Origin of the sequence: Alcaligenes endophyticus (assembly GCF_026344035.1) — a bacterium.
Taxonomy (GTDB): domain Bacteria; phylum Pseudomonadota; class Gammaproteobacteria; order Burkholderiales; family Burkholderiaceae_B; genus Alcaligenes; species Alcaligenes endophyticus.
Genome location: NZ_JAPKND010000003.1, coordinates 187,160 through 211,655 on the forward strand (window position 1 = coordinate 187,160; position 24,496 = coordinate 211,655).

The following is a 24,496-nucleotide window of genomic DNA, read 5'->3' on the forward strand; positions in this document are numbered from 1 at the left end:
GCACCTTCTTGCCATTTAAGCTTGGAATACTTGAGGAACACGTGAAATCCTGTTTTACTTAATGCTCTTTCCTATGCTTGCGAGCCTCACTCACCCTTTTCTACTTATGAGCCATTCCTCTACTCCGCTACGCTTTGGTGTTATCGGCAACCCTATTGCCCACAGCCGCTCACCTGCTATCCACGCCCAGTTTGCGCAGCAAGCCGGGCTATCACTGAGTTACGAGCGTATTTTGGCCCCATTAGATGATTTCACAACGTGCTGTATGGATTTTTTTCAACAGCAAGGCGGTAAAGGGCTCAATGTCACCGTGCCTTTCAAAGAACAAGCCTATCAACTCGCGGCACACAATCTTAGCCCTCGAGCGCGACATGCCGCAGCCGTCAATACACTGTGGCAGGATGAACACGGAGCAATACACGGCTGCAATACCGATGGCATTGGCTTATGTACCGACTTAATACGTTTAGGCCATGCTCCCGAAGGGAAAAAAATTCTATTAATTGGTGCTGGGGGTGCAGCGCGCGGTGTACTTTTCCCCTTACTAGAGCAAGGTTGCCAGCAAGTGCATATTATCAACCGCACACGCAGTCGTGCTGCAGCGCTACACACCAACCTCGCTGAACACGCCCCAGAGTATTCGCACAGGGTAAGCACGGGTGGGCTGGAGGATCATGCGGGGGACTGGGACATCGTCATTAATGCATCCTCTTCAAGCATGAGTGCCCACGCACCTGACTTGCCTTTAGTACGGTTCACGGCACAGGCTCTGGCCTACGATATGTACTATGCGGACCGGCCAACCGCCTTTATGCTAAGTTGCTCTGCTGCCCCCCATCGTAGTGATGGCTTAGGCATGCTCGTTGCCCAAGCGGCTGCCAGCTTTGAGATCTGGAATGGTTATAAACCCAACATCGTGCCGGTGCTTGAGCATTTGCGCGCACAACTGGCGGCAGAGCATCGGTGAGCCTGCGCACAGTTAACAAACTCAAACTCAGTGTCATTGCTATCGCAGTGCTGATAGCAGGCGTATTACTTTACCAATGCCTATTATTCATGATGGTGCTTTGGTACCGAGTCAACGCGCCGCGTATGACTCCGGTTATGGAGGCGCAACTGCAAACTCTACGCGTGCAAGCGCCCGATGCAGAAATCAACTATCAATGGGTAGCGTACGACAAAATCAGCAATAATTTGAAAAGAGCAGTGATTGCCTCAGAGGATGCCAACTTTCTAAGTCACGACGGCATAGAATGGGCTGCCATCCGCCAAGCTTGGGAATATAATCGACAACAAGCGGCACAAGGCTCTGACCGTCGCCGTGGAGGCTCCACGATCTCGCAACAACTGGCTAAAAATCTCTTTTTATCAAACTCACGCAGCTACTTCAGAAAAGGTCAAGAGCTCATACTCACTTACATGATCGAGGCTGCAATGAGTAAAGAACGCATACTTGAACTCTATTTGAATATTGCCCAATGGGGCACGCACACTTTTGGAGCCCAAGCCGCGGCAGAGCATTATTATCGCGGCACAGCTGCGCAACTCACTGCACCACAGGCCGCACGGCTAGCAGCGATGCTACCCAACCCTTCGTACTACGACAAACGACGTGATAGCCCATATTTACAATCCCGTACACGCACTATCAGTGCTAGGCTACGCCAAGTTCCTCTGCCTTAACCGTTTTTAAGCATCCCAACTTCTTACATGCGCACAGCCCGCCGTTATATCGCCTCGGAAATTTATCGCTCTAGCGCCGTCGTGCTACTTGCATTGCTAGGCCTATTTACTTTCTTTGCCATGATAGAGGAGCTCGACAAGGTGGGCACCCGATTCACCTTGCTCAACCTGTTTTATGTACAGGCACTCGAGCTGCCTACCCGTCTCTATGACTTACTACCCATAGGCCTGCTGATCGGCGCCATCTTAGCTTTAGCGGGGTTAGCACAACGCAATGAACTCGTTATTCTGCGCGTTTCTGGGGTAAGCGGCATCAGTCTGATGCTCATGCTATGGGTCGTCACTCTGCCGTTAGTAGCTGGTGCGTTCTTGCTTTCTGAATACATTACCCCTGCTGCCGAAACCAAAGCCAGTGAGCAAAGTATGGTGTTGCTGGGGCGCTCCAGTGGAGGTCGCCTAGACAGCGGCTACTGGTTCAAGGAAAACAGCCCCACAGGGGGCATCCGGATCATCAATATTTCGCAGTTACATGGTAATGGTCGAGTCAGTGACATTACCCTTTATGATTTTCTCACCGATGAAACACTCAGTGCCGTTACTCAAGCGCCTAGTGGTCAGTTCAACAACGACACATTGGTACTGGAAAACCTGACCCAAACCACTTTTGATGCGCAAGCCATTCAGGCATTGAAAAATGCCCAAGCACCGCTTGACCCTTTAGTGCAACTGGCCCATTTAGATCAGCATGAGATTTCCACCAGCCTCACTGCGGAACGCCTCATCGCCCGAGTGCTGACCCCTGAGCGCATGTCAATCCTTGATCTGGTCGATTATATCGATTACTTAGACAGCAACAAGTTACAAACTAAGCGCCAAGTCGTCGCCTTATGGCGCAAAGTAGCCTACCCGTTTACCTTACTCGTGATGATCACCATTGCCACCCCTATCGCGCTAATGCAAACCCGCCACGGGGGAGTTAGTACAAAGGTGTTTACCGGAATCTTACTAGGGGTGGGCTTTTTCATGATTAACCAACTGGCCCTTAATGTGGCTATGCTGAGCGACTTGCCTGCCTGGGTCACGGCAATAATGCCTAATGTTATCGCTATGCTGCTGGCCATACTCGCCTTACTCCATATGGAAAACAGACATCACCTGCGGCGTTCAAGCAGTACTACTAACTAAAAACTTATGCATACTACTCCTGTCGTCTGGGCTATTGGTGATATACAAGGCTGCTGCCACTCCCTAGAAAAACTACTTGCTCAGCCAGACCTACAAGCGGATCCTCACGCCGAAATTTGGTTCGCCGGTGATTTGATCAATCGTGGCCCAGATTCTCTAGGCTCTTTACGATTAATTAAAAGTCTCGGCGATCGAGCACGTTGTGTATTAGGTAACCACGATGTGCACTTTTTGGCTGTTTTAGCGAAAGCTCGAAAGCAAGGCAAGCACGACACCTTCTCTGAACTATTAAACGCTCCAGACTTACCCGAGCTAGTTGAGTGGTTACGTCATCAGCCCTTAGCTCTTTACGACCACGGCCACCTCATGGTGCACGCAGGTGTACAGCCCGAGTGGAGTGCTGAGCAAACCTGCTTATATGCCAAAGAAGTTGAAGCCGTACTGCAGTCCTCCGACTGGCAAGCACAAATTGGTAGTTTATTTGGTAACGAACCTGATACGTGGCACGATTCCCTAACAGACACCAAGCGCTTGCGCGCCATTATTAATACCCTGACTCGCATGCGTATGTGTAGGCCTGATGGCAGCATGGACTTTAAATATAAAGATGCACCCGATCCCGACTCGGGGATGCTGCCATGGTTTGAACTACCCAACCGCGCATGTGCTCATACCCCTATTATTTTCGGGCATTGGTCTACCTTGGGCTTTTTTCAACAAGCCACACTAGTAAGTTTAGATAGTGGTTGCGTATGGGGACGCCAGCTTAGTGCTCTACGCCTCCATGACCGCAAGCTCGTACAGGTGCATTGCACGGCAGCCCTAAAACCTGGCGCCTAACTAGAACACATGGATTAGCTTGGGCTGGCTTGTTGATCCACGATTACTGCCAATATTTGCTCCCGTGTGTGCTGTGCTGTTAAGCTGCGCCCCCACTCTTTGCATTGATGTGCTGTCAGGGGAGATAGAAAATGACTTTCCACTGTCACATCGCGAGCACTGAGCAGCACCCAAATATTGTGCACCAACGATTGATCGCCAACAAAAGCAAAACGTTCAGTACGCTGCCCACGCTGGAAAAAACGTAATGCAACCGGCTGAATATCTATATCCAAACCTAGCGCCGCTTCAAATAAGCTGGAATGGAAATTCCGTACATCCATGCCTGTAGAAGTGGTGCCCTCTGGAAACAAACCCACTGCATCCCCGCGAGCAAAACACGCCGTCATTTGGGTGCCCACGGTTTTAACCGCATGGCGTTGGCCTCGCTCAATAAATATCGTCCCTGCTGCTGCTACCAGCCAACCCACCACAGGCCAGTTTCGAATCTCGCTTTTCGCAATAAAGGAGGTGCAGCGCACGCTGTTCAGCACAAAAATATCGAGCCAAGAAATATGGTTACTGACATAGAGAATAGGTCGCTCAAGCACTGGAGCGCTACCCGTAATATGCACTTTTACGCCACATATATGCATCAATAAGCGTGACATGCGCAAGACAAACCAACGCCGAGTGGCTTGCCCAATCACAGGGAAGAGCAATAATGCCACCAGCAAGCCAACCGCAATCCAAAGCACGAGAACAGTGGCACGTAGAAGAAATCGAAGAGTGCTCAAGCTAATATGGCCTCAAGATATAGCAACAACTAAGAAAGATAATCCAGATAGCGTTGTAAAATTATGCTTGCTGCTACGGCATCATCCTCGTCGTGGCTACTAAGCATTTCTTGCGCTTGCACACTAGACTCACGCTCATCTACCAGTTCAACTGGCAAGCCAAACCGACCATACAATTGATTAGCAAATCGTCGGCAGCGTAGCGAAGCATACTGCTCCCCACCCTCGCTGGTCAAAGGTAAACCTACAATTAAACGATTCGGCTGCCACTCGCGCAACACTTGCTGTATGAGATCAAAGCGCTGCGCTCGCGTCACTGGCCTTAAAATTGATAAGGGTCGCGCTTGGCGAGTCAGTGTATTCCCCAAGGCGACACCAATTTTTTTTAAGCCATAATCAAACGCAATAAGTGTTTCTTCAGGCATGACCTGCATCACCGGTGAGCATCATAGGATTGATCCCCAGCAAAGCCAAGGCCATTTCATAGCGCTGTTCAAAAGGCGTTTCAAACAGTATTTCGTCAGTGGCTTTCACATTCAGCCAGGCATTCTGTGACATTTCCTGTTCTAGCTGGCCAGCATCCCAGCCAGCGTAGCCTAAAGTGACTAGCGCGTGGGCAGGCCCATGGCCCTGTGCGATATCCTCAAGCACGTCGCGCGACGTAGTTAAGGTTAGCGCCCCCACTGCCAAGCTAGAGCTATACGGCTTTTGGGCATCGTGGAGCACAAAGCCCCGGTCTGTTTGCACCGGGCCACCAAACATGACCTGCCTATCTTGCAAGGCAGACGGATCAAGAATAGGCACACTCAAGCGCCCCAGCATGTCAATCAGGCTCAAGTCGGTCACACGATTGATCACTAAGCCTAAAGCCCCTTGATCGTTATGCTCGCAAACATAAATCACACTGTCGGCCAAACTGCCCGATACCACCCGCGGCATGGCCAACAGTAAATGGTGAGTCAGATCGGCGCTTTCTTGAATCATTGGCGATGTATTCGTCGTTGTCATAAGCGCCTCACTACTAAATGAAAAATAAATAAAGGCAGAATTAAACCTCGATCATCTCAAAATCTTCCTTCCGTGCGCCACACTCCGGGCACACCCAGTTCGGCGGTACATCTTCCCATAGTGTACCTGGGGCGATGCCCTCTTCTGGCAAGCCCGCTTCTTCATCATAGATCCAACCACAGATCAGACACATCCAAGTACGCATAGTATTCCTAACTTGTTAAACCATAGACCGATTTGCTTGCAAAGCGGTTCCATCTATTAAAATGGGGACAATATTACTAAACACCAGCCCTTCAGGGTAATCTTACTTGTTCCCCTACTCAATGACCTCAGAAAAAGGCATGCTTTCTCTTCCCGTTGCGCTAATTCTGGGCCCTTACGATCCCAGTGGCGCCGCCTACCTACCCGCAGATGTACTCAATAGTGCACAGCTAGGCTGTCACGCCTTGAGTGTGCCTACCTCTTTACTCGTGCGCGACAGCGCCAAGCTGGAGCATGTGCAGTTACTCACCGACGAGATCATAGACGATCAATTACGCTGTTTGCTCGAAGACTCATCCATACAAGCGATTAAATCAGGGCCAGTATACAGCCCCGAAGTCGCCAGCTTATTAGCCGAGGTCAGTGCGGATTATAACGAGGTCCCGCTCGTCCTACACCTTACTGGATTACCCGAGACAGCTTTATTAGACCCGTGCTGGCCTGAAGACACTTTCGATGCGCTATACAAACTCGTACTACCACAAACCGCTTTAGTGGTAGTGGACTATACCAGTTTGCTGCAATGGCAGTCCGAAGGCTTACTCAGCGAGGACACCTCACCCGTACAACAACTGTTACAAGCAGGTGCCGATCATGTTCTTTGTACGGGGGGCAACTCTCAACAAGGGATGCCCACCTATCAGTTTTTCAGCCATGTCGACCAATTGGATTACCGTATCCCCCTGCCTAACGCGGTGCGCCAACAAGACCTAGACAGTTTTCTTAGCACCGCTATCTGCGCTTACTTGGCACAAGGCAATGAGCTGGGTGCTGCAGTAGAACTGAGCATAGAGCAGCTAGAGCTTGCCAGCCAGCACTCTTTCCAGCTTGGCATGGGGCATCGTCAACTTAATCGCCTTTCTCGCAATGATGACTAACTCTTTACTATCTGCTTTCCCCGTCGGTTTATATGGCATTACTCCCGAATGGGCAGACACTGCACGCTTGCTAACGGCAGTCGAAGCTGCTCATGCAGGAGGTATGCAAGTGCTGCAGTATCGCCGCAAACAGGGCAGCGAGTCTGAGCGACAGGGGCAGCTCCACTCTTTAAGCCAACTATGTCAGTCCCTAGACCTTCCTTTGCTCCTGAACGACCACTGGCAATGGGCTAGCCAATATTCGATACAAGGCGTGCATTTAGGCAAAGACGACGGCTCTATTGAGCAAGCCCGCCTTCAATTAGGCCCAACAGCCTTCTTAGGCAGCTCATGCTATAACAGTCTAGAACTAGCGCAGCAGGCGTGGCAACAAGGGGCTAATTATGTAGCTTTTGGTGCTGTTTACCCCTCCAGCGTCAAACCCGATGCTCCCCGCGCCCAGCTCAGTACAATACGGGCAGCGCGCCAATGGTCTGACTCCCTAGATCTCCCTATCAAACCCCGCATTGTTGCTATCGGTGGCATTAACGTAGATAACGCTACCGCTGTTATACAAGCGGGTGCCCATAGCCTGGCTGTCATTAGTGGCCTTTTTGAAGCCAGTGACGTGCGCTTACAAGCGCAACGCTACGCCCAACTGTTTGCTGCCCTACGCTAGACCGTTGACTCTTATTCATTGCTCATTTGCTTGGAAAACCTATTATGTCTAAAAATCAGGAACTCTTCGAGCGCGCCTGCCGCTCAATCCCCGGCGGTGTCAACTCACCCGTGCGAGCCTTTGGCTCAGTCGGTGGCACACCTCGTTTTATCAGCCGCGCCAAAGGGGCTTATATCTGGGATGCCGATGACCAAGCCTATATCGACTATGTAGGCTCTTGGGGCCCCGCTATTTTGGGCCATGCCGATGATGACGTCGTACGAGCAGTGCAAGAGGCCGCCATTACTGGGCTGTCCTATGGAGCCCCTACGGAAGGCGAAATAGAATTGGCAGAAACCATCTGCCAATTGATTCCCTCAATCGAGCAGGTACGTTTGGTCAGCTCTGGCACCGAGGCTACCATGAGCGCTATTCGTCTGGCGCGCGGCTACACCAATCGCAAAAAAATCATTAAATTCGAAGGCTGTTACCATGGCCATGCCGATAGCCTACTCGTTAAAGCAGGCTCGGGTTTACTCACTTTCGGTAATCCAACCTCGGCTGGAGTCCCCACTGAGTTCGTCGAGCACACAATCGTTTTAGACTATAACCAGCTCGATCAGGTAGAAAGCGTTTTCCAACAAAAAGGCGATGAAATCGCTTGTATTATTGTTGAGCCTATCGCTGGCAATATGAACTTTGTACGCCCTGCTCCAGGCTTTCTGGAAGGGCTGCGTGCTTTATGTACCCAGTATGGCGCACTCTTAATTTTCGATGAAGTAATGACCGGATTTCGGGTAGGCTTGCAAGGCGTACAAGGACTCCATAATATCCGTCCCGACCTAACCACTTTGGCCAAGGTAATCGGTGGCGGAATGCCCGTTGGCGCCTTCGGTGGCCGTCGTGACGTGATGCAAGCCATTGCACCAATCGGTGCCGTATACCAAGCTGGCACACTATCTGGCAATCCAGTCGCCGTCGCTGGTGGCTTAGCCACTTTACGTAAAATTAGCCAGCCAGGCTTTTATGAGCAACTGACTGCCCAAACCGCTCAATTGATGCAAGGTCTGCAAAGCGCAGCCCAACAAGAAGGGATTGAGTTCAGCGTGGATCATGAAGGCGGTTTATTCGGATTTTACTTTAGTCCCACCGTACCTCGTTCACTTAACGATGTCGCCACCAGCAATATTGACGACTTTAAACGCTTTTTTCATGCCATGTTAAACGCAGGAGTGTATTTTGCTCCTTCTGCGTTTGAGGCTGGCTTTGTCTCCATAACGCACGACTCTACGATCATTGCAGACACCATCTCTCGGGCTCAGCAGGCCTTTGCTCAACTAAAAGCTTAACAATAGCCGCCTCTGCCGGCACGAACGTCATCGATTGCGGAGACCAAAATTAAACGGGATTAAGTTCCCGTTTAATTTTTTTAGCTCAAAAAATTTGCAAAATAACGAAATATAAACGGCAAAAATATTATATATACATTTCTTACTGCATTGACATGGTAGACGAAAGTCTCACCAAGCGGCAGGTCATTTCTTCTCATTGAATAAAAACCTGAACATTACCTTCATTAACTTCAAGATTTTTACTACTTATTGACCAAACGTGTAGTATCTATTGACTTAGTACGCTATAAAATAACTAACTAACACATCAATATAGACATCAAAACAAGCACCCACGCCGGCTTCCATCGATTAAAAATAACAAAAATCACGATTAGATATTTCATAGAAATATCACTGCAAGGTTTCAAATTAAACCCGAACATATTTTAGACCTTGATTTTTAACCTACATTTCGTATTTAATTAAAATAAGTCGTCATCCTTATTAGGGATAACGTGGCATTAATATTTGTTTACTTTGATCTCTCTCAACGCCAAATACCAGTTTGATGTTTTAAAATCATTTTTTAGCGCAACAGTTTTCACCTGCAAGCTGCAGTCGCGCCCATGAATCACTGTATTTTTGGCTCTCCTCCTAGCGACTTTGTCTGTACAACCATGAACGATATCTCCGCATCTATTATCTCTCCTGCTATTCCCGACTTGGAAAGCCGCGCTCGTAATGATGACCATCTGGATACCCGCCTGTGGTTAAGGCTGATGGCTTGCGCCACGCTAGTCGAAGGGCACATACGCAGCCGTCTGCGTACTGAGCATCAAACTACCCTGCCGCGCTTTGACTTAATGGCCCAGTTACAGCGCTACCCTAGTGGCCTTAAAATGAGTGAACTGTCGCGCCACATGATGGTCACTAACGGCAACATAACGGGTATCACTGATCAACTCGAAAAAGAAGGTCTGGTCGAACGAGTTAAGGTTCTTACCGACCGCCGCAGCTCATTGATACGTCTAACTTCTAAAGGCAAGCGACAATTCAAAAAGATGGCCAGCTCGCATGAAGAGTGGCTCTCTGAGGTGTTTGCAGATATGCCCGCCGATACGCGCTTAAACCTCTTTCACGCGCTTGGGGCGCTCAAAGTCACGGCACGTAACAACACCCTCACCGTGGCCGCCGCTTCTTGATACCAGCTTCTGTATCAGGACGGCGTAAATACAAGTATCATTAGTATTTTTGTGTCGTCTATCAACCTAGCGGGTTAGCATCATGGCCGTCAATCTGTTCATTCCCAACGAATCCGATATTTTTCCTGTAGCCGGTGTAGAGATCGGTATTGCAGAGGCAGGCATACGTAAAGCTCATCGACGTGACTTAACCGTTATCACACTCAGCCCTGGAAGCAGTGTCGCCGGGGTATTTACCACCAATCGCTTTCGTGCCGCTCCCGTACAGGTGTGTGAAGCCCATTTGGCTACGGGTGATGAGATCCGTGCCTTGTTGATTAACACTGGCAATGCCAATGCAGGTACCGGTGAAAAAGGGCTTGCTGATGCCCGCCAAAGCTGTACTGAATTGGCTAAGTTATTGCACCTACGACCACAACAAATCTTGCCGTTCTCCACAGGGGTTATTCTAGAAAACCTACCTATGGATAGGCTAATCGGTGGTTTACCAGCAGCCGTTACTGATTTAAAAGCCACTAATTGGTTCGAGGCAGCGCACAGCATCATGACCACTGATACTCTGCCTAAAATATATTCCACACAACTACAGCTAAGCGGCAAAACGGTCACCATTACAGGCATTAGTAAAGGCGCCGGCATGATACGTCCCAATATGGCGACCATGCTAGGTTACTTGGCCACAGACGCAGGTATAGCCCCCGCATTGCTAAAAGACATTTGTAAGACAGCGGCCAATCATTCGTTCAACCGTATTACCGTCGATGGTGACACCTCCACCAATGACTCTTTTATCATGATGGCAACAGGCAAAAGCGGTGTACAGATCGACTCCATTGCCGACCCTAATTACAATAAGCTGCTCGATGCTCTGATTGCCGCCGCCAGCGATCTCGCACAAAAAATAGTGCGTGATGCGGAAGGTGCCACCAAGTTCATCACAGTACAGGTAGACGACGCGCGCGACTCTGATGAAGCCTTAAAAGTAGCTTATTCCATCGCCCAATCGCCTTTAGTCAAAACAGCTTTCTTTGCCTCTGATCCCAACCTAGGCCGTATCTTATGTGCCATCGGCTATGCCGGCATACACGACCTAGATGTAAGCAAACTACGCTTGTGGTTAGGTGACGTGTTAGTGGCCACCGACGGAGGACGTAACCCCGATTACCAAGAATCCGACGGCAAACGTATTATGCAAGAAGCTGAAATACTAGTACGTGTGTCGTTAGGCCGTGGAAAAACAACTGAAACCGTCTACACGTGCGACTTTTCACACGAATACGTGACGATTAACGCCGATTACCGGTCTTAGTCTTACTGGCATGGGCAGGTTGCTTAGCAACTTGCCCAAATACGCTCAGCCAAAAGCCCCAATTGCAACAAGTAGCTATCTTCTCCCGGCCTGCCGCATAACTCCATCCCTATAGGCAAGCCTTGCTTGCTATACCCTGCCGGCAGTACTACGGCGGGCGAACCTGTTGCAGACGCCAAGGCTGCATTGCGGCTTAGCGTAGCAAATGAACTGTCATATTTCCCATCAGATTCAACCATACCCCTACACATCTCCTCCTCCCACAACGGGGGTAATGTAGCCACTGCCGGGAAGCATAAGGCATCCAGCCGCCAACGGTTTAAGCAAGCCAAGTAACGACTCAATAATAAAGGCTGACGCTCAAACCGCGATTGCTGCCAAGCTTGGACTGAAAAGCCTGGGAGGATGTAATCCCGAAATACGGCTTGAACCTCAGGATTCGCAATACGCTGAGCCAGTTGCGCTAAAGACAATGCAGGCGATAGCCCGTGCCGTTCAAGATAAGCCTGCAAGGCTGGTCTTGCCTCGTACATACAGAGATCAAATAACAAGGTACGGGCTAAAGCCAGCAAATCCGGAATATCAACATCCACCAGCTCTATTCCGTGACGCGCTAGCTGATGACAAGCGTGTTTGGCAACAGACTCTACTTCTGGGTGCAAAGCGGTCCATAAGCTCAACGGCAATCCAAAACGTACCGTTCTTGAAAACTCCTGTCTATCTGTAGCCTGCCCCTGTAAACACGTATCAAAACGGATCAAACTAGACACGTCGCGTGCCATGGGTCCTACAGTATCCAGACTAGGCGATAAAGGTAGACATCCTTGCGTGCTATAACAGGCTCCGTACTGGCTGGTAGGAGCCTGAGTGGGACGTAAGCCAACCACGCCATTTAGCGACGCAGGTATGCGAATCGAGCCACCGGTATCCGTGCCCAAACCAATGTCTGCAATCCCTAATGCTACGGCTACAGCCGTGCCCCCCGAAGAACCTCCCGCCACATAGCGAGGATCAATCGCGTTCCGTACGCAGGGATAGTGATCATGGTAGTTCACCCCTGAGACGCCTAAACCCAACTCATGCATGGTGGTTTTGCCCAACAATAGGGCATCGACTTGGCGTAAACGCTGCACAATCGGAGCATCGTGTTGGACAATATGGTGAGCTAAAGCCGGCGTCGCTCCGGTGGTAGGCAGGCCGGAGCAATCAATACTGTCTTTGACTACCACCGATACACCCGTTAACGCCCCCAAAAACTGGCCTCGTAAACGTCGCGAGTCTTGTTGAACGGCTTGGTTTAATACTTGCTCGGCATCTACCGCATAAAGGCAGCCCCACGCCTCGTAGGTTTTAGCCAGTTCGAGTCGGGCTAGAATAAGCTGTGCGGTACTCACCTCAGATTACAGCTCACCACAGTGATATGGCGGCGTAAAAAGAGGCTACGGCTGCGGTGCACTGGTCATCTCTCCCATCAGAAACGCCAAATCAGCCGCGGCATTCAACGCCGCCACATGGGCATCAGCGCGTGCTAACTGTGCATCCAGCAACCCGCTTGAGGCCTCGTGCGCCAGAGTAATAGTACCCACACCATACTTGTATGCATCCAAAGCGGCATCATAAGCAATCTGTGCCGCCTGCTCTAGTTCACCCGCCGCTTGGTAAGCCGCAAGTGCCGAGCGTAACAGTGAATGCATCGCAATCATTTCACGCATCGCATCTTGCTGCAGCTTCTGGAACATATCCTCAGCTTTAGATACGCTGATCTGTGCATCTTTTAACCGTGCAGCGCGCAAGCCTGAATCAAAAATAGGTAAATTGAGGCCCACCATCAAAGCGGAGGGAAACGAGCGTCGCTGCCAATCCGGTAAGTTATTGACGCCAAACTCACTACGTGTATGTGCCACGACACCCGCCACAAAAACTTTAGGAGCAAACTCTGCCTCAGCAGCCTTCACTCCTTCTTGGGCCGCTTGTAGCGCTGAGTAACTCGCCAACACATCAGGGCGTTGCGACAAAGCCTGCTCAATCGCCTCATCGGCTAGCTCCGCCGAAATATGCTCCAGCGGGCGGCTCATTTGAGTACTCAATGCGATTTGACTATTTCCTGGCAACCCTACGGCAGCCAAAACGTTCTGATAGGCGGTCGTGTGCACCCCCTCTGCTGTCACCTTACGTAAACGTGCTTGAGCCACATGTTGAGTGGCAATGGCAGACTCGACCGAGGTGCCTACACCCGCCTGATAGCGCTCTTGCACCGCTTGAGCCACTTGCTGAGCATTTCGATACGATTGCTCGGTAATGCGTACACGCTCACGGCTAAGACCGTATTGATAATAAGAATGGGTAACATCACGGATCACTTTTTGATGAGCGGCATTAAACAACACGTTAGCGGCATCAGACAAATGCCCTGCCCCCGCGGCCAGGGCGCGTCGTTGCCCAAAATCAAAAAGTAACCACTCAAGGGCTAAAGCGGGTACGACCCCTTGAGCCCGAACATTAATATCGGTCTCGCCCATAAACGGTAAATTAATCGGGGAACGACTATGCCCCCACCCACCTATCACGCGCGCCGAAATAATGGGTAAAAAGGTCGCCTCTACCATGCCTTGCGTTAAGGCTGCTTGCCTGGCGGTATTCCAAGCCAGCCGCGTAGACGGATTCTCTCGCTGCGCAATATCGATCAACTCGTACAAACTATAGGAATGATCACTTAATAAAACGGGTGCAGGACGAATCTGACTAACACGGGAATTGGCTGGCACACTAAAATCCAGCCCCTTAGACGCCGTTGGCTTGGTTTGAGGAGTAGCGTCCTGCTCTACAAAAGGTTGCCAAGGCTTATCCGCCGCCTGGGGGGCATTTTTTAGAGCATCAGTCGCACATGCCTGCACCAGCACGCTTAGTACAGTGACTGCCGCTACACGACAAGTAGAGCGGTACATAGAGAAGTTAAACAATGTAGTGACGGTCATGTGCTCATGGAATTAAGAGATTGTCGCCATTTGGGCAGCTCTTCTACTGCCTGCCTGTATGCAGGATTATTTCTACTAAACTCAAAAGGGAGTAACCGGCAAAGCTGCTCAGCATGCTCTAGCAAGCCACGCAACTGTGCAATTTCGTCTGCCGAGGCACGTACATTGCGCGGCTCAAACAAGCTCATTTGCAAACTCTCGCGAACTTTTTCAATTTCTTCCATCGCGGCCGCTAGCTCTTCTGTAGCAGGGTCACCCGTTTTGCCGGCTTTCTCCGTCAAAATACCTAGGCTAGTGCAGACCTTGATTAAGTTGGTCCGTGCAGCCACAACCACCGATGTAGGCCACCACAGCGTAAACACCAAAAAAGACACTGTATTACCCAATAAAATACCGATAATACGATCGGTCGCCGCCGAGATTTCCATCGTGGGCCCAAACCCTTGCAACACAGTCATCAAAAATGCCAAGCCAATTTGTACTCCTGCATAGGCAATACGCTCACTACCTGCGGCAACCCAACCTGCAATCAACGTGCCCACAAATACCAATAACATCAACGAGAAGATGCTTGTCATGTAGGGCATAAGAAACACTATCGAGGCAATACCCAAACACGCCCCAATTAAACAGCCAATGATACGCAAAGTAAGCTTATGCACTGTTTCGGCAGTACTGCCCAAGGCAACGACATAACACGTAATCATGGCTGTATGAATGTCTTGCCAATCTAAGGCGGTATAGATGCAGTAGCAAATAACGGCTGCAGCCGTCGTGCGCAGCGCAAAATATATATAAGCCGGATTCGTAAAAGCATCGGGATACATAAACCCTTCTTTGCTGGCCGGCGGTGCCACTTCTACTTGGGCTTGCGTAATAGCGCGCAAGCTGTTTGATACCTCGAGGTACCAAACACTGTCCTGAAACGATGCAGTATCTAACGGAGTTTGAGGCGCTATATTTTCCACCGCGACTATTGCCTGCTCACACTGAGCCAATACATTTTGTCGCAAGCTATCAGGGATATCTGCAGGCATATTACGTACGGCAAGCATCAACCTGTAACTATAGACCGTGGCACTGTGTAAAAAAAGCCGCTTTTTAGTGGAGCATAAATACAAAAGCTTGGTAAAGCCCAAGCTTTTGTTGAGCTCGGAGTTCCCCTCAGCTAACAGACTTTCCAGACTATCAGGCCCCTCAGCACCTTGTAACACCGCATGCACTTGGTGAAGTCGCTCTAAGATGGTGCTTTGCACCAGTTTTGGGGTAGAACGGCCAAAGAAGGTATTAAACAATACGACAATCGCCATGGGCGTGAGCCCCATTAACCAAGCGTACAGTAAAGCGCGAGTGGCAACTTCACCAAAAGGTACGTCGCTCATAATGGTCATGATGAAGCCCACGACCAAGGCAACAATATTTCCTATCGGTCCTAATTTACTGGCAGCGCCTAAAAACAAAAAAACAAAGGAGCCTAGCACCAACACCACCATACGTAAGATGGGGTAATCAATACTCCAGCGTATAAGAAAAAACATCATGCCGACAACCAGTGACAGCAAGATTGAAATTCCTATAGCCATCAAGGTTGTTTCGGTACTGTCCCGTTTAACGATGAACAGCAACAAGTAACAGCCAATGGGGGCTAAAGGTATACCGTAAGTCATGAAGACTAAGGCAGCTAAAGCACATTGCGCTGCCACCCGCCAAGCGATCTGGAATCGCCCATCAAAGGGAAGTAATTCTTCGCGGCCTGCATACAATAAAGTACGCAGGCTGCTATTTTTCGCAGTGCTGCTCATCGCGAACCACCACGTTAGCCGAGGCTCCTACCCGTAATAAATTAGCAGGTGCGGGCTGCGTAAGCGTAATACGTACGGGAAAACGCTGCGCGACACGCACCCAATTTAATGATTTCTCTACATAAGGTAGACCGCGCGGTAGGCTTATCATGTCTGTGGAGCTTATGCCCCAACCTATATTTTCCACTTTACCCTGCAAAGGGGTATCAGGCTGCCCCATAATGTAAACCGATGCACACGCCCCAATCCGAATAGCAGATAGATCAGTTTCACGATAAAAAGCCGTGGTAAACCACGTGTCCGTATTGATCAGCGTAAACAAAGACTGATCAGGGGCTACATATTCGCCGCTGGACACCCGCAAACCCACAATCAAACCGTCATGAGGTGCATACACTTCGGTATCACTAAGAGCCTTTTTGGCTAACGCTACGGCGGCACTCGCCACCCTTACAGCGGCCTGCGCTCCACCCTCTTTGCCGATCAACTCTTGTGCCGCATCTGCCTGCGCCAATGCTTGATTCAAACTTACTTGAGCATCTTTCTTGAGCGTCATCGCATCATCAATCTGCTGTCGGGTTACATAGCCCTTACTGGACAACGGTAACAAACGTTGTAACGTGCGTTCGGCCAAATCAAGATTAGTTCGAGCACGAGTAATCTGCTCATCAGCAATATGACTGTTTTTAGTTTCTGCACGGATTTGTCGTTGGCGCGCGTCAAGCAAGTCTTCCGCCATTGCTAATTCGGCCTCAGCTTGCTCCACTCGTAAGCGATACGACACGGGATCCAAAGTAAAGAGCAAGTCGCCTTTTTTAACTCGGCTACCGTCTTTCACATAAAACTCTTGCACCCGCCCGGGTACAGGGGTGCTTATATGCACGACATCGGCACCTATGGTGGCATCCTCTGACATAGGATTGACCTCTAAGTGCTTCCAAAATGCCCATACCCCTAATATTGCGATCAGCACGATCAACAGTGCAATGCAGCGGCCAAACACTTTGCGCTGAGTATTTTTATCCATAATCAATAAGTAAAGCCAAAGTAGGCGAAAAGCATTGCAATAATTAAGGCAAGACACACATACACCAGCAATCTAGCTGGCAAAATATCTTCCAGGCCAATTTTTATCGCCACCACTCGTAGCAACAACGCACCAAAAATCCCCACCACGGCACAAATGAGCCAAGCGGGGAAATAAGAGCCAGCGATATACACGCTAGGCGCGTAACGCTGGCAGCCTGCCAATAGAATCACCAGCGGCAAAAGTAGAAAAGGAGAGCGGCGCACAGCTTACCCAATAGCATGTTTCCAATTGAGTCAAACCTTAGCATGAGGGCGTCTAAACACCAAGCGAAATCAGGCGCTAAGGACAGATAGGCCAGGCGGTGTTATACAACAAAAGGGAGTAAAAACAGGCTTTAAACCGCCTCTTTGGCGTCTAAGCTACTAGGTGAACGGATATAAGGAACATCCTGTATTGATAAAAAAAACGCCCAACAGTCAGCGTGAGCTGTTGGGCGTTTGAATGTTTACTTAATCACTTATTTCAAACAGGCTTTCAGTTTGTCCAGATCCGGGCCATTTGGATTACGTCCCAAGTTATAGGGCTTAGAGGCCTCACGCCAATTTTTATAATCATCCAAATACTCAACTTGGCTCACGTATACCTTAGCGGCTAAAGGACTACTACACGCCACCTCTATCATGGCCTGGTTAGAGACTTCCTGAATTTTTGCTAAAGATTCATCGTCCATGCGATTAATTTCAACTCCCGCCTTGGCAAAGGTGTCATAACCATCGATCGCTCTTTTTTCAGTATAAGAAAGCGACCACAGCATGGCTGCGTCAGCCGCTATTTTTAACTTATTCTGTGTTTCGGGGGTCAAAGCATCCCAAGCAGCCTTGTTAATCATCACTCCAAACGTTGACGAAGACTGATGCCACCCGGGTGTAGACCAAAACTTAGTCACTTGATGTAAGCCTGCGGACACATCCACGTTAGGAGTAGAGAACTCCGCGCCATCGATCACGCCGCGCTCCAAGGCCTGATAAAGCTCCTGCCCAGCCATAGACACCTGATTACCACCTAGCTTTTCTAAAACTTTGCCCTGCTCTAAACCAGATAAACGCAAACGCTTGCCTTTAAGGTCCTCAAGCGTACGTATAGGCTGGGTAGTGCGGAAGCCGGATTCATTATTGGTCACCCCATAAGGAAGGTAGACCATATCGAACTTGCCGTAAACCTCATTAAACAGTTCATTGCCTCCCCACTGCTGCAGCCAGTTAATGTAGTCTACGGCGTTAAACAAGCTGGAGTGGGTCGCCAAAGGAGAAAACGCAGGATCACGCCCAGCCCAGTAACCTGGCCAATCACCGGCCGCTTGAATCGCCCCTGATTCGACTGCCGCAAAGACCTCACCGGAAGGCACTAAAGAGCCGCCCTCGTGAAAGTCTATCTTTAGCTCACCGGCCGTTAGCTGATTCGCTAACTCCACCCATTTTTTATCTAACTCCATTAGCTCCAAAGAAGAAGGCCAAGTACTGGTCATTGTCCAGGTATGCTTTTGAGCCCAGGCCGTCGTGCTTAACAGCGCTGAAGCGAGTACCGTTAAACCTATTTTCATTTTGAGTTTCATGTCATCCTCCCTGCGAACTACGTCGCATTAATTTAACCAAGTTATTTCACATAGAGTTTGTTCGGTAACCATGTCGCCAAATCAGGAAACACAGCCACTAACAAACACATCACAACAATCAGACCTATAAATGGCATCACCCCAGCAATAATGTCGCTCGTTTTAACCTCAGGGGGTGAGATAGCGCGTAAGTAAAACAAGGCATAGCCAAAAGGCGGTGTGAGAAAAGAGGTCTGCAATACGACCGCGATCAAAATCACAAACCACAAAAGGCTAATGCCCATTTCTTGCACTATCGGTAAAAATATCGGGAAAGACAGTAAAACGATACCTGTCCAATCTAAAAAGCACCCCAAGACAAACACAATCAGCAGCATAACGGTGAGCAGCATCCATGGCTCCATATCCAAGCCACGCATAAAGGTCTGAACCGCCGCTAACCCCCCTGTGGCATTGAAGACGCCGGTAAAAGCCGTCGCGCCCACCACAATAAACAGAATCATGGCCGATGTGCGCCCCGTTTCGCTCAGCGCGCTAAAAAACGTTGCCCACTTAAACTTACCGCGCATAATGACAATGAGTAAGGCCAACAACGCGCCAATCGCGGAGGCTTCGGTGGCGGTGGCAATACCCGCCAACATGCTGCCTAGAATGCCCAGAATGAGTACCAAGGGTGGTACGGCTTCAACAATCAGCATTTTGACTAAAGCACTTGTGCTAATGCGCTCCTCGGAGCTGACTCGCGGTACATCCTTAGGACGCACGAAAGCCAGGAACACTACGTAAATGGCATACAGCAACCCCAGCAGCAACCCAGGAATCAGGGCCCCAGCGAACAGTTCACCCACGGACAAGGGGGAATAGCTGGCCATCAAAATCAGCATAATGGAAGGGGGTATCAGAATGCCTAAGCAACCAGAGGCTGCAATCACCCCTGCCGTTACACGCGGACTATAGCCATACTTAAGCATGGGGCGTAAAGCCATCACCCCCGTGACCGTAATCGATGCTCCGATAATGCCCGTGGTGGCTGCTAGCAAGACAGATATAAATACCACTGCTAATGCTAAACCACCCCTCACATTCGCCATTAGCAAACGTAAGGCTTCGAACATCTTATCGGTCACTTCAGAATCAGACAAAAATCGAGCCATTAAAATAAATAGCGGAATGGCTATCAGCGTAAAATTGTCTAATACTTCGCCGTAAATACGGTTAATCACCAAACCCAAAATTAATGGCTTACCCGCTATAAAAGCCCCTAGAACTGCCGTTCCCCCCAGCACAAAGGCCAAAGGATGCCCCATAAAGAGCCCGAGCAGCAGTAATGCAGCCATAATCAATGCAATGTACTCGCCACCCATGTTTAATTTTCCTTATTGAGCACTAATTTCAGAAACTCAGATACGCCTTGAATAAACAACAATACCGCAGCCACGGTCATGGCCATTTTCAAGGGATAAACAGGGAGTTGCACCGCACCATAAGTAGTCTCACCTTGCTTCCAAGAACGCAAGGCGAACTCATAACTTTTGCTCATAAAAATCCAAGCAAAAGGGAAGAAAAAAATGGGATAGCCGAGAACCTCTACCCAACGTCGCCAAGTTGGAGTTAGTCGCTCGATCAGAAGGTCGACCCGTACATGAGACTGATGTCTTAGGGCATACCCCCCTAACATAATGAAATAAAAGCCAAACAACTGTTTGGTGACATCGAAACCCCAACGGGTAGGTAGATGAAAGACATAGCGCATGACCACGTCAAATAGAATAAGTACTGCAAAAATAGCGGCAACACACGAGACCACTCTCCCTACGGCCTCGTTTAAACCATCAATTATTTTTATGAGCATTTCCCCTCCAGGAATACAAACGACTTACGACCGCCTTAATAACGGACCTAAGCATGTCGAAAATCGACCCTTTATTTTCAGTCTAAAATCCTTTACATATACTAACAAGCGGGTTTACCCCTGAAAAACTTCTTATTTCTCAAACACAAAAAAACCTATCGTAAAAGCTTAAATATAACTATCGCGCCAATGACAATCTTTTAAAAAAAGCTCGGAAATAAGTCCTTTAGGACTAAACATAATTTAAAATTAACACTATAGAAAACGCTCGACTTGCAGCGGTATGGACACAAGCAGGCACTTTGTCCGTGCGATCACTCCCCCTTACCCAGTCATAATCACTACAATGTAAGGTTCCCAATTTTGCACAAGCGCAAAGCCTAATCGCGATGGCGCATTTCCCGTCATGAGTTCGAGTAACACTAAAGCTTCAATCCTCAACCCCAAGGTAGCCAATACAGATTCTGGCCAAACCCATATTCGCAGTTTTGTGCATAGGCGCGCCCATATTACGCCTAGCCAAGAGGCGGCTCTGGCGCGTTTATTGCCCTTATGGTCACTCTCTTATCAGCCTCAAAAACTCAATCTGGCTCAAGCTTTCAATCGCCAAGCCCCAACCATCCTGGAGATTGGATTTGGCATGGGAGAAACCACGCAAAAAATCGCGCAAAGCCGCCCCGAAGATAATTTTCTCGGCGTAGAGGTGTTTAATGCAGGGGTGGGCGCCTTGCTCAAGCGCATTGATGATGAGCAAATCAGCAACATTCGCATCATTCAGCATGATGCGGTGGAAGTAGTACGAGACATGCTTGAGCCTGGCTCTTTAGCGGGCATACATATCTATTTCCCAGACCCTTGGCCTAAAACACGGCACCATAAGCGTCGCTTAATTCAAGCGCCCTTCATCAAGCTGCTCGTCAGCCGCCTAGCTCCAGGTGCTTATATACATTGCGCCACTGACTGGGAAAACTATGCCGAGCAAATGCTAGCGGTGCTGAGTGCGGAGCCCATGTTGGACAATAAATTCAGCGACTACGCTCCTCGCCCAGACTATCGTCCTTTAACAAAGTTTGAAAATCGTGGTATACGCTTGGGCCATGGTGTATGGGATCTTATTTTTACCCGTAATACCCAACCAGCTCCCGCTGCCCATCAGTCTTAAACTCTGGGCTCTATACGATAAATACATGCAGCAGGCACACCGACTTTTACCGGTGACCTCCTCAGCATCATGGTAGGACAGCGTTTTATAGGAATGTTATGAATATCATCTTAAATGGCCTTACAGAGGCCTTCCCCGGCATCCACTCTGTGGCCGAGCTGATCACTCATCTGGGCTACGCCGATAAACGTATAGCCGTTGAGCTCAACGGGGAAATCGTTCCTAAAAGCCAGCACGCCAGCACAGCGCTTCAGGACGGCGACACCATTGAAATTGTTGTTGCTGTAGGAGGCGGTTAATAGCAAGCCAGTAGCGCCATCAAGGCAGCCAGCTTTACCCGAAAACTGGCTGCCTAAGCCTACGTCTGCTTATTGACTACTAGGGATGACAAACTCGGGCCCATGTTCGGTAGTTTCGGGCCAGCGCTGCATAATACTTTTTTGACGCGTGTAAAAGCGCACACCTTCTTCGCCATACGCATGCATGTCGCCAAATAAGCTTTTCTTCCAGCCACCAAAGCCGTGCCACGCCATCGGAACGGGGATAGGCACATTAATACCTACCATTCCCACCTGAATACGTCGACCAAACTCGCGTGCTGTATGCCCATCGCGGGTATAACAACTAACCCCATTACCAAACTCGTGCTCATTGATTACACGCATTGCGGCGCCTAAGTCCGCAACCCGTACACACGCCAGCACAGGGCCGAAGATTTCTTCTTTGTAAATGCGCATATCCGTGGTGACATGATCAAAAATAGTGGCGCCTAACCAATATCCTTGCTCGCATCCCTTACCAGCTTGGGTAGCGTCAAAACCTCGTCCATCTAGTAACAGCGTCGCCCCTTCCTCTTGTCCGAGCGCAATATAACTGCGTATACGCTCTAAAGCGGCTTGGGTAACAATGGGGCCCATTTCTGCAGAGAGCTCACGACCGTCCTGCACCTTTAGCGCCTGAGCTTTTGCTAATAGCTTAGGCAATACACGCTCGGCAGTACCCTCACCCACAAATACCGCAACACTAATAGCCATGCAACGCTCGCCAGCCGAACCAAAAGCAGCCCCCATCAAAGCATCGACCACCTGATCCATATCGGCATCCGGCATCACTACTAAATGGTTTTTTGCTCCCCCTAGCGCTTGGACTCGCTTTCCATGCGCCGCGCCGCGCTCATAAATGGATTGTGCTACAGGCGTAGAACCCACAAACGACAGAGCCTGCACATCAGGATGCTCAATCAGCGCATCGACCGACTCTTTGTCACCCTGCACCACATTAAAAACACCATCAGGCAAGCCAGCTTGCTGGAGCAAATCAGCGATGTACAAGCTCGTGCTAGGATCGGTAGGGCTGGGTTTTAATACAAAGGTATTTCCGGTAGCTAGGGCTACTGGAAACATCCACATAGGCACCATCACAGGAAAATTAAACGGTGTTATTCCTGCAACCACACCCAATGGTTGGCGTAAAGTCCAGTTATCGATATTTGTAGCGACCTGTTCGGTGAAATCAGATTTTAGTAACTGAGGGGCGCCACAAGCAAATTCCAATATTTCAATACCCCGCATCACTTCACCTTGCGCATCGGTGAATACCTTTCCGTGCTCAGCGGTGATCAGGCGAGCCAGTTCATCGCGGTGCTGATACATAAGCTGCAAAAAAGCATTCAAAATACGTGCGCGGCGAATGGGGGCTGTGTCGCTCCAAGCAGGAAAGGCCGCTTTAGCTGCCTGTACAGCCGCGTCGACATCTTGAGCGGTACCCAACAACACGCGTCCTGTGACTTGGCCGGTTGCGGGATTATGAATTTCTTGACTACGTGTACTGCTACCAGATACCACTTGGCCCTGTATGTAATGCGCAATGCTTTGACTCACTGTTCGTCTCCTTTGATGTGATACAACTATTTCTTAGTGTAAAAAAGCAAACGGCTCTTGCCTAGATGCGGTAGATTGACTTATTGTTTATAAAAACAAACAATCAAAACATGGATGACAAAACAATCAATACGCTTTGGCCACACATACATTGCCTCATGGTGCTACATCAACAAGGTAGTTATACCCGCACAGCGCAATATCTAGGCCTAAGCAAAGCGGCTATTAGTCAACGCATCAGCGAATTGGAAAAACAGATAGGCCTACCGTTGGTATTGCGCACTACTCGCAGCGTACAACTGAGCGACGCTGGTAAACGCCTTGCTGAACAAGCCCAGGCTTCATTTAATGAATTACGCCACGGTGTGGCTCGTTTGCAAGACTTAGTCGAGCAGGCAGCTGGCCTCATACGTCTCACTCTACCGGTCGCCCTAGCACGACAACAAATTGTGCCGCGCTTGGGCCCTTTCCTACAGCGCTATCCCGATATACATATTGAGCTGCATCTGTCAGATCAATTGCTCACTCTCGAACATGAAGGCTTTGACTTGGCGATACGCCATACCTCGGTCCCACCCGAGAATTATATTGCTTGGTCTTTATGCACCACCCAAACACGGCTGGTGGCAAGCCCTACGTATCTACAGCAGCATGGGGCCCCTGCAGACCCTGCTGAGCTAAGCACCCATCGATGTTTATGCTATCCCCGCCCTAAAGGGCTCAATAGCTGGACCATGGAGCATAGAACAGAGCTTGGGCAAAGCGTCACTATCCCGATTCACTCTAGCTTTAGCGCCAATAATAGCGAAGTGCTACGCGACATTGCGTTGCAACATCAGGGTATCGCCGTGCTACCTGACTTCAGTGTGCAAGACTGCATAAAACAAGGCAGTCTTGTCGAGGTGTTGCCTCAGTGGCGTAACCTAGGAATATTTGGTGACCAAATTTATGCTCTACGCCCCTACTCACCCCATGTTCCCCAAGCGATACGGCTATTTGTAGACTATTTACGCACTGCCCTGGCCTTGGGATTTGAAAAAAATAACGCCGCGTCAGTTCACTAAGGC

Annotated in this window: 25 protein-coding genes; 12 read left to right on the forward strand and 13 right to left on the reverse strand. The window is 49.5% G+C overall.

From position 1 onward, the window contains the following. Positions 1-106: 106 nt before the first annotated feature. Genes aroE through OSH01_RS07420 form a run of 4 tightly spaced genes read left to right on the forward strand, consistent with a single transcriptional unit; the run spans position 107 to position 3,708 of the window. Positions 107-967, forward strand: a complete 861-nt coding sequence (aroE, locus tag OSH01_RS07405; protein WP_266123445.1) for a shikimate dehydrogenase — start codon at positions 107-109, stop codon at positions 965-967. Beyond that, positions 964-1,683 (forward strand): monofunctional biosynthetic peptidoglycan transglycosylase, encoded by a 720-nt coding sequence (gene mtgA / locus OSH01_RS07410; RefSeq protein ID WP_376918065.1) that lies wholly within the window; start codon positions 964-966, stop codon positions 1,681-1,683. Before aroE ends, mtgA begins: the two co-directional genes overlap by 4 nt. A 27-nt stretch (positions 1,684-1,710) precedes the next feature. Beyond that, positions 1,711-2,868 (forward strand): LPS export ABC transporter permease LptG, encoded by a 1,158-nt coding sequence (gene lptG / locus OSH01_RS07415; RefSeq protein WP_266123446.1) that lies wholly within the window; start codon positions 1,711-1,713, stop codon positions 2,866-2,868. 6 nt (positions 2,869-2,874) lie between these two features. Then, positions 2,875-3,708, forward strand: a complete 834-nt coding sequence (locus OSH01_RS07420; protein WP_266123447.1) for a symmetrical bis(5'-nucleosyl)-tetraphosphatase — start codon at positions 2,875-2,877, stop codon at positions 3,706-3,708. 14 nt (positions 3,709-3,722) lie between these two features. Here the strand turns inward: OSH01_RS07420 and OSH01_RS07425 are convergent, their stop codons facing one another. Genes OSH01_RS07425 through OSH01_RS07440 form a run of 4 tightly spaced genes read right to left on the reverse strand, consistent with a single transcriptional unit; the run spans position 3,723 to position 5,697 of the window. Further along, entirely contained in the window at positions 3,723-4,484 is a 762-nt protein-coding gene (locus tag OSH01_RS07425; RefSeq protein ID WP_266123448.1) for a lysophospholipid acyltransferase family protein, read from the reverse strand. Positions 4,485-4,513: 29 nt separating this feature from the next. After that, entirely contained in the window at positions 4,514-4,909 is a 396-nt protein-coding gene (ruvX, locus tag OSH01_RS07430; RefSeq protein ID WP_266123449.1) for a Holliday junction resolvase RuvX, read from the reverse strand. Beyond that, positions 4,902-5,492 carry a YqgE/AlgH family protein gene (locus tag OSH01_RS07435; RefSeq protein ID WP_266123450.1) on the reverse strand — a complete coding sequence of 197 codons (591 nt, stop codon included), beginning with the start codon at positions 5,490-5,492 and terminating at the stop codon, positions 4,902-4,904. The genes ruvX and OSH01_RS07435 overlap by 8 nt, the downstream gene beginning before the upstream one ends. 40 nt (positions 5,493-5,532) lie before the next feature. Further along, positions 5,533-5,697 carry a rubredoxin gene (locus OSH01_RS07440; RefSeq protein ID WP_266123451.1) on the reverse strand — a complete coding sequence of 55 codons (165 nt, stop codon included), beginning with the start codon at positions 5,695-5,697 and terminating at the stop codon, positions 5,533-5,535. A gap of 139 nt (positions 5,698-5,836) precedes the next feature. Between OSH01_RS07440 and thiD the strand changes: the two genes are divergently transcribed. The 5 genes from thiD (at position 5,837) to argJ (ending at position 11,116) form a co-directional block, all read left to right on the forward strand. Further along, positions 5,837-6,634, forward strand: coding sequence for a bifunctional hydroxymethylpyrimidine kinase/phosphomethylpyrimidine kinase (gene thiD, locus OSH01_RS07445; RefSeq protein WP_266123452.1), 798 nt, complete (start codon positions 5,837-5,839; stop codon positions 6,632-6,634). Then, positions 6,624-7,292, forward strand: coding sequence for a thiamine phosphate synthase (thiE, locus tag OSH01_RS07450; protein WP_376918066.1), 669 nt, complete (start codon positions 6,624-6,626; stop codon positions 7,290-7,292). Before thiD ends, thiE begins: the two co-directional genes overlap by 11 nt. Positions 7,293-7,336: 44 nt before the next feature. Continuing rightward, entirely contained in the window at positions 7,337-8,620 is a 1,284-nt protein-coding gene (gene hemL / locus OSH01_RS07455; protein WP_266123453.1) for a glutamate-1-semialdehyde 2,1-aminomutase, read from the forward strand. A 662-nt stretch (positions 8,621-9,282) separates the two neighbouring features. Further along, complete coding sequence (locus OSH01_RS07460; protein WP_266123645.1) at positions 9,283-9,807, forward strand: MarR family winged helix-turn-helix transcriptional regulator; 525 nt, start codon at positions 9,283-9,285, stop codon at positions 9,805-9,807. Between the two features lie 82 nt (positions 9,808-9,889). Further along, positions 9,890-11,116: a bifunctional glutamate N-acetyltransferase/amino-acid acetyltransferase ArgJ gene (gene argJ, locus OSH01_RS07465; RefSeq protein ID WP_266123454.1), complete on the forward strand. Its 1,227-nt coding sequence runs from the start codon at positions 9,890-9,892 to the stop codon at positions 11,114-11,116. 23 nt (positions 11,117-11,139) lie between these two features. Here the strand turns inward: argJ and OSH01_RS07470 are convergent, their stop codons facing one another. From OSH01_RS07470 to OSH01_RS07505, 8 genes are all read right to left on the reverse strand, one after another. After that, on the reverse strand, positions 11,140-12,510 hold the full coding sequence (locus OSH01_RS07470; protein ID WP_266123455.1) for an amidase family protein: 1,371 nt from the start codon (positions 12,508-12,510) through the stop codon (positions 11,140-11,142). Between the two features lie 45 nt (positions 12,511-12,555). Beyond that, a complete protein-coding gene (locus OSH01_RS07475) occupies positions 12,556-14,091 on the reverse strand; it encodes a TolC family protein (RefSeq protein ID WP_266123456.1) in 1,536 nt (511 codons plus the stop codon). Continuing rightward, positions 14,088-15,893: an FUSC family protein gene (locus OSH01_RS07480; RefSeq protein WP_266123457.1), complete on the reverse strand. Its 1,806-nt coding sequence runs from the start codon at positions 15,891-15,893 to the stop codon at positions 14,088-14,090. The genes OSH01_RS07475 and OSH01_RS07480 overlap by 4 nt, the downstream gene beginning before the upstream one ends. Continuing rightward, positions 15,871-16,920: a multidrug transporter subunit MdtN gene (mdtN, locus tag OSH01_RS07485; protein ID WP_266123458.1), complete on the reverse strand. Its 1,050-nt coding sequence runs from the start codon at positions 16,918-16,920 to the stop codon at positions 15,871-15,873. Before mdtN ends, OSH01_RS07480 begins: the two co-directional genes overlap by 23 nt. Before the next feature lie 2 nt (positions 16,921-16,922). After that, positions 16,923-17,186 (reverse strand): YtcA family lipoprotein, encoded by a 264-nt coding sequence (locus OSH01_RS07490; protein ID WP_266123459.1) that lies wholly within the window; start codon positions 17,184-17,186, stop codon positions 16,923-16,925. A gap of 254 nt (positions 17,187-17,440) precedes the next feature. Next, positions 17,441-18,535, reverse strand: a complete 1,095-nt coding sequence (dctP, locus tag OSH01_RS07495; RefSeq protein ID WP_266123460.1) for a TRAP transporter substrate-binding protein DctP — start codon at positions 18,533-18,535, stop codon at positions 17,441-17,443. Between the two features lie 41 nt (positions 18,536-18,576). Next, positions 18,577-19,899 (reverse strand): TRAP transporter large permease, encoded by a 1,323-nt coding sequence (locus OSH01_RS07500; RefSeq protein ID WP_266123461.1) that lies wholly within the window; start codon positions 19,897-19,899, stop codon positions 18,577-18,579. A gap of 2 nt (positions 19,900-19,901) precedes the next feature. After that, on the reverse strand, positions 19,902-20,387 hold the full coding sequence (locus OSH01_RS07505) for a TRAP transporter small permease subunit (protein WP_266123462.1): 486 nt from the start codon (positions 20,385-20,387) through the stop codon (positions 19,902-19,904). Between the two features lie 406 nt (positions 20,388-20,793). Here OSH01_RS07505 and trmB point away from each other — a divergent pair, with 406 nt between their 5' ends. Next, positions 20,794-21,549, forward strand: a complete 756-nt coding sequence (gene trmB / locus OSH01_RS07510) for a tRNA (guanosine(46)-N7)-methyltransferase TrmB (protein ID WP_266123463.1) — start codon at positions 20,794-20,796, stop codon at positions 21,547-21,549. Between the two features lie 98 nt (positions 21,550-21,647). Then, a complete protein-coding gene (gene thiS / locus OSH01_RS07515; protein WP_266123464.1) occupies positions 21,648-21,848 on the forward strand; it encodes a sulfur carrier protein ThiS in 201 nt (66 codons plus the stop codon). Positions 21,849-21,917: 69 nt separating this feature from the next. On the opposite strand, the gene OSH01_RS07520 is transcribed toward thiS, so the two are convergent. Continuing rightward, complete coding sequence (locus OSH01_RS07520; protein ID WP_266123465.1) at positions 21,918-23,429, reverse strand: CoA-acylating methylmalonate-semialdehyde dehydrogenase; 1,512 nt, start codon at positions 23,427-23,429, stop codon at positions 21,918-21,920. 110 nt (positions 23,430-23,539) lie between these two features. On the opposite strand from OSH01_RS07520, the gene OSH01_RS07525 reads away from it, so the two are divergent. Next, entirely contained in the window at positions 23,540-24,493 is a 954-nt protein-coding gene (locus tag OSH01_RS07525) for a LysR family transcriptional regulator (protein ID WP_266123466.1), read from the forward strand. The last annotated feature ends 3 nt before the right edge of the window (positions 24,494-24,496 follow it).